Below are 17843 nucleotides of genomic sequence, written 5' to 3'. Positions count from 1 at the left end.
TTCGGACAATGACCTGTTCAGACAGCGGCGCGTGGTCGATCGGCGAACTGGCGAAGCGCGTCGGCAGCAATGTGGAGACGGTGCGCTATTATGAGCGCATCGGCGTGATGCCGCCGCCCGCGCGCAGCGCCGCCAACTACCGCGTCTACAGTGACGCGCACCTGCGCCGGCTCAGCTTCGTGATGCGCGCCCGGCGCCTTGGCTTTTCGCTGGAGCAGGTGCGGGCGCTGCTGGAGTTGTCCGGTCAGGCCAGCCAGCCCTGCGCCGGCGTGCACGACATTGCGCGCGCCCATCGCGACGAGATCGATCGCAAGATCGCCGACCTTGTCGCCTTGCGCGCCGAACTGGACGCCTTGCTTTCGCACGCCCATACCGGCGCCATCGCCGAGTGCCGCATTATCGAGGCGCTGTCGCCGCACGTGACCTGAAGGCTGCTGCGATAACGCCGCGTTTACCATCCGCTGCAACGCATCGGGCGGTTTTGTGAACGGGCCGGCGGGCGTTGCATTTCTGTCAGCCGATTGATGGGAAAAGCAAAATATCGCCGTCACCTGCCCGGCGTTCACGGGGCGTCGGCCGGTAAGATTTGATTCAGGACAATCCTTAATCAGCGCGCAATGCGGCGTGGCTAGCGTTCCCGCCAGACTGGCAATGGCCAGCGTTTTCGGGGGAACCACATGATTTTGCGCGGTAGCCGTTCCAGCTCCCAGCCGCCGTCACGCCTCACTGCCTCGGTCATCGAGCAGTTGCTGATCGCCACCCTTATCGCCGTGGCGATCGTCACCGCCGTTGGCACCATCCGCAACAGCCTGCCCGTGGCCGTTCAGGGCGTCAGCGAAAGTTACGCGGCCCGCTAACCTGGCGCCGGATCGGGACGTCGGCGCCGGCCACAGCGCCAGCGCCAGCCAGAATGATTGTGCGGCCGCGCGCCGTGGACATAAGATGATCGGAAAGGGCGCTTCCTGACCCCGGTCACGGAAACGCTCCAGACCTTTGATGTGGCGCCGCCCCGTTCGCAAAAGCCTCCGCTGCTCTTGCTGGAATGGTTTCGGGCCACGGCAGCCAGGGATCGTTTGCGTGCCACTTCAACTGTTGCTTGCGCCCGAAGCTGCGGCGCTTCCTGTCTGGTTCGTCACCGCTTCCACCTGGACGGACATCGCTGCTGGTCTGCCCGCCAGCGCCAGGGCGTTCGCTGCGGCGCAGGACTTTACCGGCGCCGCCGGCAAGGGGTTGCTGCTGCCCGGGCCGGACGGGGCGATCTGCGCCGCTGTCTTTGGCGTGGAAGATGAAGGCGCCCGCCATATCGATCCCTTCCTTGCCGGCTCGCTGTATGCGTTGCTGCCGGGGGGGACGTGGCGTTTCGCCAACGCGCCGCGCGATCCGCAGCTGGCCGTTCTGGCCATGGCGCTCGCCGGCTACGCCTTCAACCGCTACAAAACCGCTGCCAGGACCAGGGACGTGGCGCTGGTGATACCGGACGGCGTCGACGCCGCTGAGATCGGCCGCATCGTCGATGGCGTTTTCCTGGCGCGCGACCTCATCAACACGCCGGCCAACGATTTGACGCCCGCCGACATGGAGCGGGCCGTGCTCAACCTCGCGGCGCGTTTCGGCGCCCAGGTTTCCGTCGTCACCGGCAACGAGCTGCTGATCCAGAATTATCCGTTGATCCATGCGGTTGGCCGCGCCTCGGAAACGGCGCCGCGCATCATCGACATGGTCTGGGGCGAAGCCGGCGCGCCGAAGGTGACGCTGGTGGGCAAGGGCGTCAGCTTCGACACTGGCGGCCTCGACATCAAGCCGTCGTCGGCCATGCTGCTGATGAAGAAGGACATGGGCGGCGCGGCGGCGGCGCTGGCGGCGGCGCAGATGATCATGGCGGCCAATTTGCCAGTGCGGCTGCGGGTCATCATCCCCGCCGTCGAAAATTCCATTTCCGCCAATGCTTTCCGCCCCGGCGACGTGCTGCCGAGCCGTAAGGGCCTCACCGTGGAGATTGGCAACACCGACGCCGAGGGCCGGCTGATTCTCGCTGACGCCTTGACGCTGGCCGATGATGACGCCCCCGAGCTGCTGTTCGATTACGCCACGCTCACCGGCGCCGCCCGCGTCGCCACCGGGCCTGATCTGCCGCCGTTCTACACCCGCGACGAGACCCTGGCCGCCGACATCGCCCAGACTGGCGACGCGGTGAACGATCCGGTGTGGCGCCTGCCGTTGTGGGGGGCTTACGAGCGGCTGCTGGATTCGAAGATCGCCGACGTCAATCACGTGTCCAGCGGACCATTCGCCGGATCGATCACGGCGGCGCTGTTCCTTGGCCGCTTCGTTTCGCAGGCTGGCGCCTGGGCGCACTTCGACATCTATGGCTGGACGCCGTCGGCGCGGCCGGGACGCCCGGAAGGCGGCGAGGCCCAGGCGGCGCGCCTGACCTATGCCCTGGTGCGCGCCCGGTATGGCCAGGGTTAGGGGGCGTTTCCGGCGCAACCCGGCGCGCCGCGAACATGCCCTGGCGGCTTCGTTCACCGAGACCGCCTTTTGCCCCGAGTGGTGGAGTTGCCGATGAGCGCCCGTGATCCCCGCCTGACCCCGGCGCGTCCCGATCTGGCCGCAGAATCCCTGCGTGGCGAAATCCCCGCGCCGCGATACGCCGCCCCGCGCCGCATGGTGGTGCGCGCCTATGCGGCCAGCGTCCGCCGCGCCCCGCGTCGCGATGCGCCGCTGGACACCGAAGCGCTGCATGGCGAGGCGGTGGATGTCTATGACATGGACGACGAAGGCTGGGCCTGGGGGCAACTGCTTGTCGATGGCTATGTCGGCTACCTGCCGGCCGACGACCTGATCGCGGCGGAGGCGGCGCCGACCCATCGCGTCGTCGCGCCGCGCACCTTCATCTATCCGGTTCCCGACATCAAGGCGCCGCCCCTTGGCGCGCTGCCGCTGGCCGCGTCGGTGACGGGCGTCGCCGCAGCCGCCGGGGCCGAAGCGATGGCGAAGTCGGCTGTCGCCGGAGCGGCCGCAGCGCGTTTCGTGCGTCTTGCGCAAGGAAACACGCAAGGAAACGCTCAAGAGGGCGGCTATGTCTACGCCGCGCATCTGGCGCTCCAGACGGCGCAAGCTGGCGGCGATCACGCCTCTGTGGCGGAAAAGCTGGTGGGCGCGCCCTATCTGTGGGGCGGGCGCAGTTCATTGGGGCTGGACTGCTCGGCCCTCGTGCAGCTTTCGCTGCTGACTGTGGGCAAGACCTGCCCGCGTGACAGCGACATGCAGGCGGCGGAAGTTGGCGCGGCGCTGCCGGCGGAGGCGCTTGAGGCGCTGACCCGGGGTGATCTCGTGTTCTGGCGCGGCCATGTCGGCATGATGCTGGACCAGCGCACGCTGGTTCACGCCAACGGGCATCACATGCAGGTTGCCATCGAACCGCTGGCCGCCGCCATTGCCCGCATCGCCGACGCCGGCGGCGGCCCGGTGACGGCCCTGCGCGCCGTCAGTTGAAGCGGCCTGACGAAAGGCGCGTTACAGGCGCCGGCGGGGCGACGGCAATGCGCCAGCGCTCCGGATCTGTCGCCGGCAGGGGGCGGACCGTTGAACGGCGGCCGGAACCTGGCAGCTTTCCTTCCTGACGCGTTATCTCACCGCGCCTTACTGCGTGCGTTGCGGCGTCGGGCAGCGTCCCTCGGCGGTCATGCCCGGAACCACCAGCGCGCCGGTGATGATGGCGGCGACATTGTCCTGCAGAGCCGCGCGCACATCCGGCGGCGTCGGAGGCGCGACGGCGTCGTTCAGGCGCAGCGCGACGCCGCCTTCTTTCAGCCCGACGCTCACGGCGCCCGCCGTCCAGTTGCTTCCGGCAGAGGCCTCCAGCGCCGACAGGATAACGGCGTCATAGCGACGCGCCTGCATGGCCAGCACATTGCCCGGGAACAGGCTGAGGGCGTTGCTGTTGCGCACGACGCCAAGGGCGCCCAGATCGCGCACCGTCTCCATGGCGCCGGCGCCGGCCGCGCCCGCGGGGGTGATAATGATGCTGGCGCCGCGATCTATCTGCCCGCGGGCCAGCTCCGCGCCGCGCCGCGCTTCCAGTTTCGGCTCAACGTCGGCGCTCTCCAGATCCGGGAACAGCAGGGCGTTGGGGTTCGCGGTCACCAGCCCCTGGGCGGTCGCGCACAGGGCCGGCCGGCGCTCGTTGGCCGCAGGGCCGCCAACAAAGCCGACATGCCCTTCGCCCGCGAGACGGCCAGCCAGCCAGGCGGCCAGCCAGCCGGTTTCGTTGTCGCGGAACGTGATCGCGCGAATGTTGGCGCCATTGGCCGCCCCGCCGATGAGCGTGAAGCGGTTATCAGGAAACTCCTTCGCCACCTGCTCAAGGGCGGCGCCGACATTGGCGCCGACGACAACGACCGTCCGGCGCCCCTGGGCGAGATTGCGCATCGCTTCCGTCGCCTTGGACGCCGCTGAGGCCACCAGATCGGCCCTTCGCCCGCTGACTCCGTACAGGCGCATCGCCTCCTGGACGCCCGCCAGCGGCTCGGCGCCGCTGACGCCGTCATCGACCACAAGAATGCCGGCGGGCGGCGCAGGCGGCGGGGATGACGCCGGCGGCGCCGGAGGAGGCGTAGCCGGCGAGGCCGGAGGAGCGGGCTGCTGGGCTGCCGCCGACTGGGCGTGGGCCAGCATCATGGTCGCGGCCAGCACAAGGGCGCTGTTCCGGAGCATGGCGATTGTTCTGCGCCGGAATGGTTCTGAATGCGGCGCCTGCGACGCGCGGTTGTCATGCCTGGTCATCGTGCGCATCTTAACGCTCCCGCCGGAGCACGCCAGACTGTTGTCGGGGATGTGCGGCGCCAATGCGGTGGAGCGGGGCGCGCTGGCGTCAGGCGCCGCGACAGCATTTCCTGTAAGGAGGCGTCGCGCGCCATATCCCCGCGCCGCGGACGCCTGAGCGCCTTCAGGCTGCGCAGAATTGCGCCGGAGACAGGAGAGACCATGTTCGACGCCGATGAGGTTGAGCGCTACGCCCGTCATCTGGTGCTGCGCGATATCGGCGGCCCGGGGCAGGCGCGGCTGAAGCAGGCCCGCGTGCTGGTGGTGGGCGCTGGCGGCCTCGGCGCGCCGCTGGTGCAGTATCTCGCCGCTTCCGGCGTTGGAACCATTGGCGTCGTCGATGACGACGTGGTGTCGCTGTCAAATCTGCAACGTCAGGTGCTGTTCGCCACGGCGGACGTGGGCCGGCCCAAAGTGACAGCGGCTGTGGACGCGGCGGCGCGGCTGAATCCGCATGTCAAGGTCGTGCCCCTCGAGCAGCGCCTCGACGCCGCCAACGCCCGCGATCTGGTTGAAGCCTGGGACGTGGTGGCGGAAGGCTCCGACAATTTCGATACGCGTTACGCCGTTTCAGACGCCTGCTTTTACGAAAAGAAGCCGGTCGTGATGGGCGCGCTTGGCATGTTCGACGGCTCGGTGACGACAATTCGCGCCCATGAATCCGGCGGGGACGGCAATCCCAACCCCACCTGGCGCTGCCTGTTTCCGCAACAGCCGCCGGCGGATCTGGTTCCCACCTGCGCCCAGGCTGGCGTTCTGGGGGCGGTGACCGGAGTGATCGGCTCGCTGATGGCTGTGGAAGTGATTCGCGCCATCACCGGTTTCGGCGACAGCCTTGTCGGCCGTCTGTTGACGTTCGACGCCGCGCGCATGCGCTTCCGCGATCTTGCCTATGGTTGGGACCCGGAAAATCCGCTGTCAGGCAAGGGAGCTGACAGGAAGAACCGCACGGGGGCTGACGCTCCGGCGCGGTCGTGAAAGACAACCGGAACCGGGCTCACCGTCCCCGCAACGAATGTCCGCTGATAATCGATTCCGGCACCGAGAATGTTGCGGAGGCCCGGCCATATCTGCTGCGGCCGCCACGGTGGCTGCGCCCGTAACGGTTGCTGCGTCTGCTGTAACGGTTTTCCGCCTTGCCGGCGGTTTCCGCTTTTCCGTCGCCGTCGGTTGAAACCTCTTGCGAGACCATGGGCGCGCCGTGCCGGCGTTCAGGGCCGAAGCTGGCGAGGCAGGCGTTGTAGGCGAGGGCTTCCTTGAAGCGCTCGCAATCATCAATGGATTTGGGGGCGCTGGCCGGTTTCGTCCTTGGGCTTGCCTCTGCTGGGCCCGCGAAGCCGGCGAAGAAAAATGTCATCGCGGCTGCAAGCAGCGCCGCCATGCCCATCGACCAGAATTCAGTTCTCCGCACGGGCCCGTATCTCCGCAGATGAGGCGACATACTGGGTCGCTGCCGTTGATCCGGCAAGCCTGTCCCTGAAGTCGCTTCGCCCGAACTGGCGGTCGCGGCCGCCGGGGCCGGGAAATTCCGGTGATGCCGGCGAACAGAGGCGGATTCACGGCTCACACTGGAGCTATCAATCCGTCGCGACCATCAGCTGGCGAGCGCTTGCCCCGATCCACCGGACCGCTTCGCGATTCAATGGATCGGGACCGCCCTCAACCAAACCCGCCAGTTATGTCCGCAGGATGGCGCCGGCGCGCTTCGCTGCTGCGGCGACGATCTTCGCAGACACGTCCTCGATGTCCGCGTCGGTCAGCGTCCGGTCCTTCGGCTGCAGGGTCACCGACAGGGCGACCGACTTCTTGCCGGGGTCGACGCGTTCGCCTTCGTAGATGTCGAAGACGCTGACATCGACGATCAGATTGCGTTCGGCGCCCGCAACCGCTTTCGTCAGATCGCCAGCGGCGACGCCCGCGTCGACGACGAAAGCGAAGTCGCGGCTCAACGGCTGCAGGTCAGCCAGCGCCAGCTTCGGCCGGGCGCGGGTGGCCTTGGCCTTCGCTGCTGGCAGGGCGCTGAGGTTGATCTCGAACGCCGCCAGCGGCCCCTTGACGTCAAGCGCCTTCAGCGTCGCCGGGTGCAACTCGCCGAACCAGCCGATCACGGCTTTCGGGCCGAACTGCAGGGTGGCCGAGCGGCCCGGGTGCAGCCACGCGGGGCCACCGGGAACAATCTGCGCGCCGGCGGTGGAAACGCCAAGCGCCGTCAGCAAGGCGAACACGTCGGCCTTGACGTCGAACACGCTCACCGGCTTCGCGTCGCCCTCCCAGCTGCGCCCGGCGCCGGCAATGCCGGCGGTTCCGCGCCGCACGCCGGCGGCGACCATCGACTGACCCTCCGGCGCGTCAGAGGCGAAGGTCTGGCCAGCTTCGAACAGCGCCACATCCGGGAAGCCCCGGTCGGCGTTGCGCTGGGCCGCCGCCAGCAGGCCTGGAATCAGGCTCGGGCGCATGTCGGACATGTCGGCGGCGATCGGGTTGGCCAGCTTCAGCTCCGGCTGGCCGCCGCCAAAGGCCACGGCTTCCTTTTCGGAGATGAAGGAATAGGTCACAGCCTCCACCAGGCCGCGCGAGGCCAGCAGGCGACGTGCGGTGCGGGTGCGACGCTGCAGCGGCGTCAGCACGCCGATGGTCAGCCCGCCGGGGCGCGGCAGCGGCGTCGATTCCACCCGGTCGATGCCGGCGATGCGGACGATCTCCTCCACCAGGTCGGCCTTGCCCTCCACGTCGGCGCGCCATGATGGCGGCGTGACCTGGATGACGTCGCCCTCGCCGGCGACGGCGAAGCCGAGCGCGACCAGAATGGCGCGCATCTCGTCGCGCGGCAGGATCAGGCCGGTGAGGCGCTGCACTTCGCTGAACGGAAAATCGATGACGCGCGCCGCATCCGGAATGGCGCCGGCCAGCGTCACGTCGCTGGCCTCGCCGCCGCACAATTCCTGCACCAGACGGGTGGCCATCTCCATGCCCGGCAAGGTGAAGGCCGGATCGACGCCCCGCTCGAAGCGGAAGCGGGCGTCGGAAATCAGCCCGAGCTTGCGGCCGGTGCGGGCGATGTTGAGCGTGTCCCACAAAGCGGATTCGATCAGCACGTCGGTGGTGGCGTCCGAGACGCCCGAGTGCTCGCCGCCCATGACGCCGGCCAGCGACTCAACGCCGTTGTCGTCGGCGATCACCACCATGTCGGCGTCGAGTTTGTAGGTCTTGCCGTCGAGCGCCAGCAGTTCCTCGCCGTCCTGGGCGCGACGGATGACCAGGTCGCCCTTCACCTTGCCGGCGTCAAAGACATGCAGTGGCCGGTTGCGGTCGAAGGTCATGTAATTGGTGATGTCGACCAGCGCGTTGATGGGGCGCAGGCCGATCTCGCGCAGGCGCTTCTGCAGCCACTCGGGCGAGGGGCCATTCTTCACGCCGCGCACCAGCCGCAGGGCGAATGCGGGGCACAGGGCGGCGTCGTCAAGCGCGATGCGCACGCCAACCGGATTGGCGCCTGTCCCGGCCACGGGGGCGACAGCCGGCGTCTTCACCTTGCCGAGGCCGGCGGCGGCGAGATCGCGGGCGATGCCGGCGAGGCCCAGCGCGTCGGCGCGATTCGGCGTGACCGAGATTTCGATGACCGGATCGTCGAGGCCGGCCCAGACGGCGAACGGCTGTCCCACCGGCGCGTCTTCCGGCAATTCGATGATGCCGTCATGGTCTTCCGACAGCTCCAGCTCGAAGGCAGAGCACAGCATGCCCCGGCTTTCGACGCCGCGAATGACGCCGACAGACAGGGTGATGTCCTTGGCGGGGACATATGTGCCGGGCGGCGCGAACACCGACTTCAGGCCGGTGCGCGCGTTGGGCGCGCCGCACACCACCTGGATGGGCGCGCCGGAGCCGTCATCGACCATGCACACCCGCAGCTTGTCGGCGTTCGGATGTTTCTCGGCCGAGATCACATGAGCGATGCGATAGGCCGCCAGTTCGGCGGCGCGGTCGCGCACGCCTTCCACTTCAAGGCCGACCTGGGTAAGCGCTTCGGCGATGCGATCGGTGGAAGCGTCCGTGTCGAGGTGATCCCTGAGCCAGGAAAGGGGGAATTTCATCGTCAGTCTCCGGTGACGCTCAGGAGGACAGGCCGCCGGCCAGCGACGGCAGATCGAGGGGGCGGAAGCCATAGTGCTCCAGCCAGCGCACGTCGGCCTCGAAGAAGGGGCGCAGGTCCGGCATGCCGTACTTCAGCATGGCGATGCGATCGATGCCCATGCCCCAGGCAAAACCCTGGTATTCGTCGGGATCGATGCCGCAATTGCGCAGCACGTTGGGATGCACCATGCCGCAGCCCAGAATCTCCAGCCAGTCGTCGCCCTCGCCGAAGCGGATTTCGCCGCCCTTGCGCGAGCACTGGATGTCGACCTCCGCCGAGGGTTCGGTGAAGGGGAAGAACGACGGGCGGAAGCGCATCTTGACGCTGTCCACCTCGAAGAACGCCTTGCAGAATTCCTCCAGCACCCATTTCAGGTGGCCCATGTTGGCGACCTTGTCGATCACCAGTCCCTCCACGAATCGGTGCGGTAGGTGCGGCCGGGGCAGATGACGCGGATCGGCGGCTTCACGCTCTGCATGGTGCGGATCTGCACCGGCGAGGTGTGGGTGCGCAGCAGCTTGCGCTTGCCGTCGGCGCCTTCCGGCAGGAAGAAGGTGTCGTGCATCTCACGCGCCGGGTGACCTTCCGGGAAGTTCAGGGCGGTGAAATTGTAGAAGTCGGTTTCGATGTCCGGCCCTTCGGCGACGGCGAAGCCCATGTCGGCGAAGATGGCGGTGAGTTCGTCCACCACCTGGCTGATCGGATGCAGGCGGCCCCGGCTCTGCGGCGCCTCGCGCAGCGGCAGCGTGACGTCGAGCCGCTCGGCTTCGAGGCGGGCGGTGAGGGCGATGGCGGCCAGTTCTTCCTTGCGGGCGGCCAGGGCGCCCTGCACGCGGTCGCGCAGGCCGTTGATCAGCGGCCCTTTTTCCTTGCGCTCCTCGGGGGACATGGCGCCGAGGGTCTTCAGCAGCTCGGATATGCGCCCCTTCTTGCCCAGCGCCGCCACGCGGATGGCCTCGATGGCGGCCTCATCTGCCGCGCCGGCGACGTCCGCCGTCAGGCTCTGTTCAAGCGCGGCGAGATCGGAAGCAGGATCGGTTGAAGAACTGGCGTTGGGATCGGTCATTACGGCCTCGCAGGCTCCGGGCCAGCCAGTCCGCCTGTTCGCAATGGCGGGCCGTGATCTGGCGGAGCGGATTATCGCGTCAGGAAAGCGCGTCAAACCAGGGAGACAGGGCAAAATTCCGTTTCAGCGTGAACGGATCCTGCTCTGGAACAGTCGGGCCGCGCGCCGCGAAAAGCGTTACGCGGGTCCCTGACATGCGACAGCGCCGCGACGGTCTTGCGACCGTCCGGCGCTGCTGCCTCGGTAAAGCTGGGAAGAGGGCGTCCGGTCCGGACGCCTCCGCCGATCAGGCCGCGGGAAGCGCAGCCTTGGCCTGGTCCACGATGGCCTTGAAAGCGGCCGGCTCGCGGATGGCCAGATCGGACAGCACCTTGCGGTCGATCTCAACGCCGGCCTTGCCGAGGCCGTCGATAAAGCGGCTGTAGGTCAGGCCATGTTCACGCACGGCGGCGTTCAGGCGCTGGATCCAGAGCGCGCGGAAGGTGCGCTTCTTGTTCTTGCGGTCGCGATACGCGTACTGCATCGAGCGATCGACAGCCGCCTTGGCGGTGCGGATCGTATTTTTACGGCGGCCGTAGAAGCCCTTGGCTGCCTTGAGAACTTTTTTATGCTTGGCGTGGGCGGTCACGCCGCGCTTGACGCGGGCCATGTTGGATCTCCTGGGAACCTGTCAAAGATGCTGGCGGAATAGATCAGTGGTTGGGGAGGAAGAACTTCTTGATGTTCTTCGCGTCGCCCTCGAACAGCACGGTGGTGCCGCGCTGGTTGCGGATCTGCTTGTTGGTCCGCTTGATCATTCCGTGGCGCTTGCCGGCCTGAGCCGCAATCACCTTGCCGGTTCCGGTGATCTTGAAGCGCTTTTTCGCGCCCGACTTGGTCTTCAGCTTGGGCATTTGGCTCTCCTCAACGCGAGAGAGGCGGCGAACCGCCCCTGAACTCATGGGATTTTCATGAGCTTTCACGAACCGCCACGGCAGCCCTTTACAAGCCGGTCGGTCCGAATGAAGCGTGGCTTATGGCAGAAACGGCGCGCGGCCACAAGACCGGCGGGCGCGTCGAAACGTCCTTGCCCACAATCCGGGTCAATTTCGTCGCCACAGGACGTGGAGCCGGCTCCAGGCCGCGCAAAAGAAAACCGGCCAGACCGGGTGGTCTGGCCGGAAACATGCGCAGGATTTGCCTGGCGGGGCGCGTCAGTTACGCGGCGCCAGCACCATGATCATCTGGCGGCCTTCGAGCTGCGGCTCGCTTTCCACCTTGGCGATCTCGGCGGTTTCGTTCTTGACGCGGACGAGCAGGCGGTAGCCGATGTCCTGGTGGGCCATTTCACGACCGCGGAAGCGCAGGGTCACCTTGACCTTGTCGCCCTCCTCGAAGAAGCGGCGCACCGCCTTCATCTTGGTTTCGTAGTCGTGCTCGTCGATGCCCGGCCGCAGCTTCACTTCCTTGACTTCGACGGTCTTCTGCTTCTTGCGCGCCTCGGCCTGCTTTTTCTGCTCGAGGAACTTGAAGCGGCCGAGATCAAGGATCTTGCACACCGGCGGCGTGGAATTGGGCGCGATCTCTACCAGATCAAGACCGGCTTCCTCGGCGATGTTGAGCGCGTCAAAAAACGACACGACGCCACGGTTCTGCCCGGTGTCATCAATGAGCTGGACTTCGCGGACGCCGCGAATGTCGCGGTTGGCGCGGGGCCCTTCCTTCTGTGGGGCCTGCATGGATCGCATTGGGCGACGAATGGCGGTCTTCTCCTCTAACTGCGCGCTGGAATGTGCGAGCATCGCCGGACGGCGGCGTTCGCCTGCGCGCAAATATAACCTGAGGCCGGGACATTCGCAGAATGCGCCGGCAAGTCAAGGCGCCAGCGCGATCCGTTCGCCGCGAGGGCTTCGGCCCCTGTTCGCCAGACGTTCGCGCCACTGGCGGCGCTCAGCCTGGCCGCGCTCCCGCCAGGGCGGCCACGTAGGCGTCCAGGGTGGCGTTGACCATGGCTTCCAAGGAAAAGTGCTGCTCCACGTGCATGCGGGCGCGGCGGGTCATGCCTTCCAGAGCGCTGGCGCCCATGGTCAGGGCCGCGCCGACAGCCTCGGCCAGGGCGTTGGCGTCGCCAGGGGGCACCACCCAGCCGGTGCGCTCGGCCGCCGGCACGCGCGGCGGGTAGAGCACGGTTTCCGGCACGGCGCCGAGATCGGAAACAATCACCGGCGTTCCCAGGGCCTGCGCTTCCACCGCGACGCGGCCAAAGGCCTCCGGCTCGGTGGAGGGCACGGTCACGACCGCCGCCGCCAGCAGCGCCGCAGGCATGTCGGTGCAATGGCCAACGCGGTGCGCCACGCCCTGCAGGCCCAGCTTGTTGATCATGCCGTCCAGCTCGCGCACATAGGATTCGCGCCCCTGGGGGTCGCCGGCCAGCACGAAGGCGACGTCGCGCAGACCGTTGTCGACCAGCTTCTTCGCCGCTTCGATGAGGATCTTCTGTCCCTTCCAGCTGGTCAGCCGGGCGGCCAGCAGCACGATGCGTTCATGCGGCGGCAACTTCCACGCCTTGCGCAGCGCCTCGACCCGTTCAGCCGGCACGGAGCGGGCCGAGAAGGCGTTGAGATTGGTGCCGCGGTGAATGACGCGGATGCGCGGACGGGCCTGCGGATAGGCCGAGCAGATCAGGTCGGCGGTGTAGTGCGAGTTGGCGATGACCACGTCGCCGCGCGCCATGACGGAATTGTACTGGACCTTGACGGGCGATTTGCCCGAATAGCTGCCGTGATAGGTGGTGACGAACGGCAGGCCAAGCGCCCGGGTCGCCGCCAGCGCCACCCAGGCTGGAGCCCGCGAGCGGGCGTGCACCAGCGAGACGCCCTCGTCCAGGCAGATGCGCATCAGCTTGCGCGCGTTCAGCGCCATGGCGACCGGATTCTTGGTGCGGGCCGGGAAGGGGATCCAGATGCCGCCTTCAGCCTGGAGTTCGCCGACAAGCCGGCCGCCTTCCGTCGCCACCAGCGCCCGGGCGCCGCAGCGCGCCAGGCCAGCGGCGATGTCCACCGCCGTGCGCTCGGCGCCGCCAGCATCCAGCTCAGGAACGATCTGGAGAATGGTGCGGCCTGCGAGGGCGTGCGCGGTGGTGGGAAAATGATTCATTAACGGACCGGCGTCGTGACGTGAAAATCGGATATGGCGCGCTGGACCTGCGTCAGGACAGGCGGATTGCACGGGCCATGATGCCGCAAAAATGTTAACCGATCGGAAGTTGTCCGATTCTCATTCGGAAATCGGACAACTTTCCGATTCTTTCCGATTCGTCTTCTGAATGAATGCCCCGCCTGGTTCCGGCGCCGGGATATAATCCCGGCCATATTCTCATGGAGGTTGGCGCATGCGCCCCCGGGGGATTTTCGCGGCTTTCCGGCAAGGTGGACGCTGCCCCCAAGGCGTATGGCTGCGCGAACGTCCGTGCGAATCCGGCGCCCGCGAAAAAGTTTGGTTTCCACGCACTCGCCTTTTGTTCCAGAACCCCAGGGCTCACGCAAAGAGAGGATGGCCATGACCGTAGAAGCCCCTGAATTTCTTGAGGCGGGCCAGGGCGACGCCGCCCGCCGCATTGCTTTCCGGCGCCGCGCCGGCTCCGGTCCGACGGTGATCTGGCTTGGCGGATTTCGCTCGGACATGCTGGCCACCAAGGCCAGCGCCCTCGACGCCGCCGCCGAAGCCGCTGGCGCGGCCTTCCTGCGTTTCGATTATGGCGGTCATGGGGAATCTGGCGGTCGCTTCGAGGATCTGTGCATCTCCACCTGGCTCGAAGACGCCCTGGCGGTCATCAGCCAGTTTGGCGGTGAGCGGCCGGTGCTGGTGGGTTCGTCCATGGGCGGATGGATCGCCCTGCTGGTCGCCCGCGAAATGGCGCGCCAGGGCCGGGCGCCAGGCGCCATGGCGCTGATCGCCCCAGCAGTCGACTTCACCGAGAAACTGATGTGGCCGTCGATGCCGGAGGACGCGCGCCAGGCGGTGATCCGCGACGGCGTCTGGCTACGGCCGTCCGAATACTCCGACGAACCCTATCCGATCACCCGCAAGCTGATCGAGGACGGCGCCCGGCACAGCATGCTCGACGCGCCCATTGATCCGGGTTGCCCGGTGCATATCCTGCAGGGCATGCAGGATCCGGACGTGCCATGGCGGCACGCCAGGCATGTGTTCGAGGCATTGCCCAGCGTGAGCGTCAACCTGACCTTCATCAAGGATGGCGATCACCGCCTGTCGCGGCCGGAAGACATCGCCCTGTTGACGCGGGTGGTCGACGCCCTGCGCAGCCGCGTCTGACAGGGAAGGGCCGTTGCGAACGTCATCGCCCGGGCCGCCAGGCCCGGGCGCGCGTTCAGGTCCGCCGCGTTTTCCTGACGCAAAGTGGCGGCCACTTTGCCTGAAAACGCTTCAGTGCAGGCTCACTGGCGTGAGATCGTTGGCCCAGGCGTTGGCGAGGGCGGCGTCGCGCGTGTCGGTGACGAGGATCGGCGTGCCGTCGCCGGCCAGCAGCGCGAACAGCTCCATGCCGGGCTGCAGGGCCGGGGCCTGCGGGAACAGGCTCTTCACGTCTTCCGAGCGGATGGCGCGCACATAGGCGAGGCCGTTGGCGGCCTCCAGGCCGGTGTTTTCCGGGCTGTTGTCAAATTCGTGTCTGGTCATGGCTGTCCTCCTGTGCGCCCCCATTCCGGGCGACGCTGGTGCATGACCGCAGGCGCCATTGTCGCTGTGGCCATGGTCGGCCGGCCACAATGGCCCGGCCGGAGCATGCGCTTTGGAAATGGTTTTCCGCGGCGCATGAAGGGGTTGCGGCTTCGGGGCTGTCCCGGGGATCAGTCCCGCGCCGCGATGTCGATGCGACGGACGACGCGCTGGGCGTCGGGCCGCGCCACATCGACGGAAAGAAGCCCGTTGGAAAGGTCCGCTCCGAGCACCTCCATGCCGTCGGCCAGCAGGAACGACCGCTGGAACTGCCGCGCGGCGATGCCCCTGTGCAGGAACACCCGCGACTTGTCCTCAAGCTGCCTTCCCCTGATCACCAGCTGGTTCTCCTCCAGGGTGATTTCAAGCTGGTCGCGCGTGAAGCCGGCGACCGCAAGCGTGATGCGCAGACGTTCCGGATCGACGTCGCCGCGCTGGAGACGCTCGATATTGTATGGCGGATAGCCGTCCGTCGCAGCCTTGGCGGCCCGGTCCAGCGCCTGCTCGATCTCGTCGAACCCCAGCAGGAACGGGTGGGAAAATGGTGATGTTCGCGTCATGTAGCGAAGCCCTTTCAAAGGCGCCTCGTGGATTGACCCGCTTTCTGCGGCGTCAAGGCTGATTTAGGGAGTGAGCGGGGCAGTTTCAAGCAGGGCGCCGGGGGCCGCGCCGGGGGCGCTCAATCGCCGGCCATCGCCATTCGCCGCAACCCTTCGGCGAGCGAGAGCGGCGGCGTCCAGCCGCTGCGCGCCAGCACCGGATTCATGTCGATTTCAAAGGAATCGATCAGGCTTTCGGCCATGCCGCCGCGCCCGGCCATGGTCAACGCCCGCCGCAGCAGCGCGGGCGGGCAGGGGACGAGGCGCGGCTTCCGGCCCATGGCGGCGCCGAGGAGGCGGACGAAATCCGGCGTGGACGGCGTTTGCGCGTCCGCCAGGGTCCAGGCGGCGACCATCCCGGCCGGCGGCGGGTTGTCCAGTGCGTGGGCGATGAACGAGGTCAGGTTCTCCAGCCCCAGAAACGAGCGGCAATTGTCGATGGAGGCGAATGGCAGCGGCAGACCGCGCCGCACCGCGCCCATCAGGGCCCGGATATTGGCGGTGGGGTTGGGGCCATGCACCACCGCCGGCCGCACGATGCTGACGGCAAGGCCCAGTTCCGGCGCGAGGCGGCGCAAGCCTTCCTCTGCGTCGGCCTTGCTGAGCGCATAGGCGCCGGTTGGCGCAAGCGGCGAGTCGCTGCTGAACGGCTGGCCGGGTTGCGTCAGGTGGCCGTGTACATATGACGTGCTGGCGAAAATCATCTGGCGAACCCCGGCTTCGGCCGCAGCGCGCGCCAGGGCGAGCGTCGGCGCCGTGTTGTGGGCGCGATAGAGGGTCAGCGCCTCCGCTTCATCGCTGATGGCCCGGTGAGCCCGGCCCGCCAGATGCACCAGGGCGTCGCAGCCGTGCAAGGCTTCGATCAGGGTTTCTCCGGGCTCCCGGGCGGTCAGGGACAGATCGCCGATCTCAACGACGCGTGTTCCGGCGATGGATGCGGCCTGCCCGGGCGTCGCGGCCCTGTGCAGCAGCACGAGTCTGCGGCCTTGCTCCGCCAGGACCGGCGCGCAGAAGCGGCCGATAAAGCCGCTGGCGCCGGTCAGGGCGACGACGCGAGCCGGGCGGGGGCCAGCGTGGCGAGGGGCGGGGGCGTTGGCGTTCATCACCAAGGGATGGGGGGCGGGGCGCTGGAAATCAACCGGGGCGGGTGCAATGGCCGCGCGCGGAAATCTTGTGCCCAGGCTTTTCCCTCATCCATGTGGGGGCGGTTGAAATTCTGACGCAGGGCTGAAATATGCCAGGTGTAGGAAATGTGAGCGGCGTCCGGCTTCTGTCGCCCGCAGCGGTCGCCATGGGCGGTTCGCGCCCGATGCAGCCTGTCGTCTGACTGTTTCGTCCGCGGCGCGTCGATGGATTTTCCGATGGTCACGGCGGATTGAAGGGTTCTGATGACAGGGAGCACGAAACGCAGTTCCGAGGCGGCCGGGGTCGACGGGCCGGTTGCGGAAATCGGGCCGCCTGACGTCGCATTCGGAGAGCCATCCGCCCGCAAGAGCCGCTGGTCGTGGATCGGTCTTGTCGCCAGCGTGGCGATTTTCGTCGCGTCCGCCTTTGTGCTGTGGCGGACGGCGCACACCATCAGCGCAGCCGATGTGTTTGCCGCCCTGGGGCGCGTTTCGGGTGGCCAGCTCGGGCTGGCCATGCTGCTGGTCGCGGTCAGCTACCTGCTGCTGACCGGCTATGATTTCCTGGCCCTGCGCCAGATGCGCGTCAAAGTTCCATACCGGACGACCGCGCTGGCGTCGTTCACCAGTTATGCGGTCAGTTTCACGCTCGGTTTTCCGCTGCTGACCTCCGGCACGGTGCGTTACTGGATTTACGCGCCGCACGGCGTGCGGGCCCCGCAGATCGCCAGCCTCACGGTGATCGCCGGCATCACTTTCTGGCTGGGCATGGGCGTGGTGCTCGCCTGGAGTCTGATGACCCAGGCCGGGGCGATTTCGCTGCTGGCGCACACCAGCATTTTCATCAACCAGCTTGTCGGTCTGCTCACGGCCTGCGCGGTCATCGGCTATCTGGTCTGGGTGTCGTTGAAGCACCGCTATGTGGCGGTGAAGGGCTGGCGGCTGGAGTTGCCTGGCCTCAGGCTGTCGCTGGGGCAGATGGCCCTTGGCGCCGGCGACGCCTGCGCCGCGGCGGGCGTGCTGTTCGTGCTGCTGCCTGATGGCCATGGCGTGAACTTCGCCACCTTCCTCGCCATCTATGTCTGCGCCTGCATGCTCGGCATCGTCAGTCATGCGCCGGGCGGCATCGGCGTGTTCGAGGCCACCATGCTGGTGGCGTTGTCGTCGCTGCCGGGCTCGCAGGTGCTGGGCGCGCTGTTGCTGTTCCGGCTCTGTTATTATCTGCTGCCCTTCCTGCTCGCGCTGGCGTTGCTGGGGGGCTATGAGATTGTCAAACGATTGAAATCCGGCCGTGACAACCTGTGCGATGATTCTGGCGGCGCGGCTGGGTCTGAGCTGCGCCGGGAGGCGCCGTAAATCCGGTCAGCAGGGCCCGCGCCAGA

General features: G+C 67.4%; 17 protein-coding genes and 1 pseudogene. 7 read left to right on the top strand and 11 right to left on the bottom strand.

Annotated elements, in window-relative coordinates; genetic code table 11:
• Positions 1 to 8 precede the first annotated feature (8 nt).
• The 4 genes from IE243_RS12640 (at position 9) to IE243_RS12625 (ending at position 3495) form a co-directional block, all read left to right on the top strand.
• Positions 9 to 428, top strand: coding sequence for a MerR family transcriptional regulator (locus IE243_RS12640; RefSeq protein WP_191319747.1), 420 nt, complete (start codon positions 9 to 11; stop codon positions 426 to 428).
• A 249-nt stretch (positions 429 to 677) separates the two neighbouring features.
• The gene (locus IE243_RS12635; RefSeq protein WP_191319746.1) at positions 678 to 857 is read left to right on the top strand and encodes a hypothetical protein; all 180 of its coding nucleotides are present in this window, start codon (positions 678 to 680) and stop codon (positions 855 to 857) included.
• Between the two features lie 220 nt (positions 858 to 1077).
• Positions 1078 to 2469 (top strand): leucyl aminopeptidase family protein, encoded by a 1392-nt coding sequence (locus IE243_RS12630; RefSeq protein WP_244643133.1) that lies wholly within the window; start codon positions 1078 to 1080, stop codon positions 2467 to 2469.
• A 93-nt stretch (positions 2470 to 2562) separates the two neighbouring features.
• Positions 2563 to 3495: a C40 family peptidase gene (locus IE243_RS12625; protein WP_191319744.1), complete on the top strand. Its 933-nt coding sequence runs from the start codon at positions 2563 to 2565 to the stop codon at positions 3493 to 3495.
• Between the two features lie 147 nt (positions 3496 to 3642).
• Here IE243_RS12625 and IE243_RS12620 read toward each other — a convergent pair whose 3' ends face one another.
• Positions 3643 to 4716, bottom strand: coding sequence for a BMP family lipoprotein (locus IE243_RS12620; protein ID WP_191319743.1), 1074 nt, complete (start codon positions 4714 to 4716; stop codon positions 3643 to 3645).
• A 270-nt stretch (positions 4717 to 4986) separates the two neighbouring features.
• On the opposite strand from IE243_RS12620, the gene IE243_RS12615 reads away from it, so the two are divergent.
• The gene (locus IE243_RS12615; RefSeq protein WP_191319742.1) at positions 4987 to 5802 is read left to right on the top strand and encodes a HesA/MoeB/ThiF family protein; all 816 of its coding nucleotides are present in this window, start codon (positions 4987 to 4989) and stop codon (positions 5800 to 5802) included.
• A 19-nt stretch (positions 5803 to 5821) separates the two neighbouring features.
• Here IE243_RS12615 and IE243_RS12610 read toward each other — a convergent pair whose 3' ends face one another.
• The 7 genes and pseudogenes from IE243_RS12610 to IE243_RS12580 form a co-directional block, all read right to left on the bottom strand.
• Positions 5822 to 6235, bottom strand: coding sequence for a hypothetical protein (locus IE243_RS12610; protein ID WP_191319741.1), 414 nt, complete (start codon positions 6233 to 6235; stop codon positions 5822 to 5824).
• Positions 6236 to 6500: 265 nt separating this feature from the next.
• Complete coding sequence (gene pheT / locus IE243_RS12605; protein ID WP_191319740.1) at positions 6501 to 8915, bottom strand: phenylalanine--tRNA ligase subunit beta; 2415 nt, start codon at positions 8913 to 8915, stop codon at positions 6501 to 6503.
• 19 nt (positions 8916 to 8934) lie between these two features.
• A pseudogene (gene pheS / locus IE243_RS12600) lies at positions 8935 to 10022 on the bottom strand (phenylalanine--tRNA ligase subunit alpha).
• A gap of 286 nt (positions 10023 to 10308) precedes the next feature.
• The gene (gene rplT, locus IE243_RS12595) at positions 10309 to 10671 is read right to left on the bottom strand and encodes a 50S ribosomal protein L20 (protein WP_191319739.1); all 363 of its coding nucleotides are present in this window, start codon (positions 10669 to 10671) and stop codon (positions 10309 to 10311) included.
• Between the two features lie 43 nt (positions 10672 to 10714).
• The gene (rpmI, locus tag IE243_RS12590) at positions 10715 to 10915 is read right to left on the bottom strand and encodes a 50S ribosomal protein L35 (protein ID WP_191319738.1); all 201 of its coding nucleotides are present in this window, start codon (positions 10913 to 10915) and stop codon (positions 10715 to 10717) included.
• A 300-nt stretch (positions 10916 to 11215) separates the two neighbouring features.
• The gene (gene infC / locus IE243_RS12585) at positions 11216 to 11740 is read right to left on the bottom strand and encodes a translation initiation factor IF-3 (protein ID WP_244643131.1); all 525 of its coding nucleotides are present in this window, start codon (positions 11738 to 11740) and stop codon (positions 11216 to 11218) included.
• A gap of 211 nt (positions 11741 to 11951) precedes the next feature.
• Complete coding sequence (locus IE243_RS12580; RefSeq protein ID WP_191319736.1) at positions 11952 to 13157, bottom strand: glycosyltransferase family 4 protein; 1206 nt, start codon at positions 13155 to 13157, stop codon at positions 11952 to 11954.
• A 402-nt stretch (positions 13158 to 13559) separates the two neighbouring features.
• Here IE243_RS12580 and IE243_RS12575 point away from each other — a divergent pair, with 402 nt between their 5' ends.
• Positions 13560 to 14336 carry an alpha/beta hydrolase gene (locus tag IE243_RS12575; RefSeq protein WP_191319735.1) on the top strand — a complete coding sequence of 259 codons (777 nt, stop codon included), beginning with the start codon at positions 13560 to 13562 and terminating at the stop codon, positions 14334 to 14336.
• 111 nt (positions 14337 to 14447) lie between these two features.
• Here IE243_RS12575 and IE243_RS12570 read toward each other — a convergent pair whose 3' ends face one another.
• The 3 genes from IE243_RS12570 to IE243_RS12560 all read right to left on the bottom strand — a co-directional run bounded on the left by IE243_RS12570 (position 14448) and on the right by IE243_RS12560 (position 16440).
• Positions 14448 to 14699, bottom strand: coding sequence for a BQ00720 family protein (locus IE243_RS12570; RefSeq protein ID WP_191319734.1), 252 nt, complete (start codon positions 14697 to 14699; stop codon positions 14448 to 14450).
• Positions 14700 to 14869: 170 nt separating this feature from the next.
• Positions 14870 to 15298, bottom strand: coding sequence for an Hsp20 family protein (locus IE243_RS12565; RefSeq protein WP_191319733.1), 429 nt, complete (start codon positions 15296 to 15298; stop codon positions 14870 to 14872).
• 119 nt (positions 15299 to 15417) lie between these two features.
• The gene (locus IE243_RS12560) at positions 15418 to 16440 is read right to left on the bottom strand and encodes an NAD-dependent epimerase/dehydratase family protein (protein ID WP_191319732.1); all 1023 of its coding nucleotides are present in this window, start codon (positions 16438 to 16440) and stop codon (positions 15418 to 15420) included.
• Between the two features lie 285 nt (positions 16441 to 16725).
• Between IE243_RS12560 and IE243_RS12555 the strand changes: the two genes are divergently transcribed.
• Positions 16726 to 17817 carry a lysylphosphatidylglycerol synthase domain-containing protein gene (locus tag IE243_RS12555; protein WP_191319731.1) on the top strand — a complete coding sequence of 364 codons (1092 nt, stop codon included), beginning with the start codon at positions 16726 to 16728 and terminating at the stop codon, positions 17815 to 17817.
• The last annotated feature ends 26 nt before the right edge of the window (positions 17818 to 17843 follow it).

The sequence above is a fragment of the Camelimonas fluminis genome (assembly GCF_014656355.1).
GTDB classification, from domain to species: Bacteria; Pseudomonadota; Alphaproteobacteria; order Rhizobiales; family Beijerinckiaceae; genus Camelimonas; species Camelimonas fluminis.
Note: the sequence above shows the minus strand (reverse complement) of the source record. Positions and strands in the feature narration are given on the sequence as shown.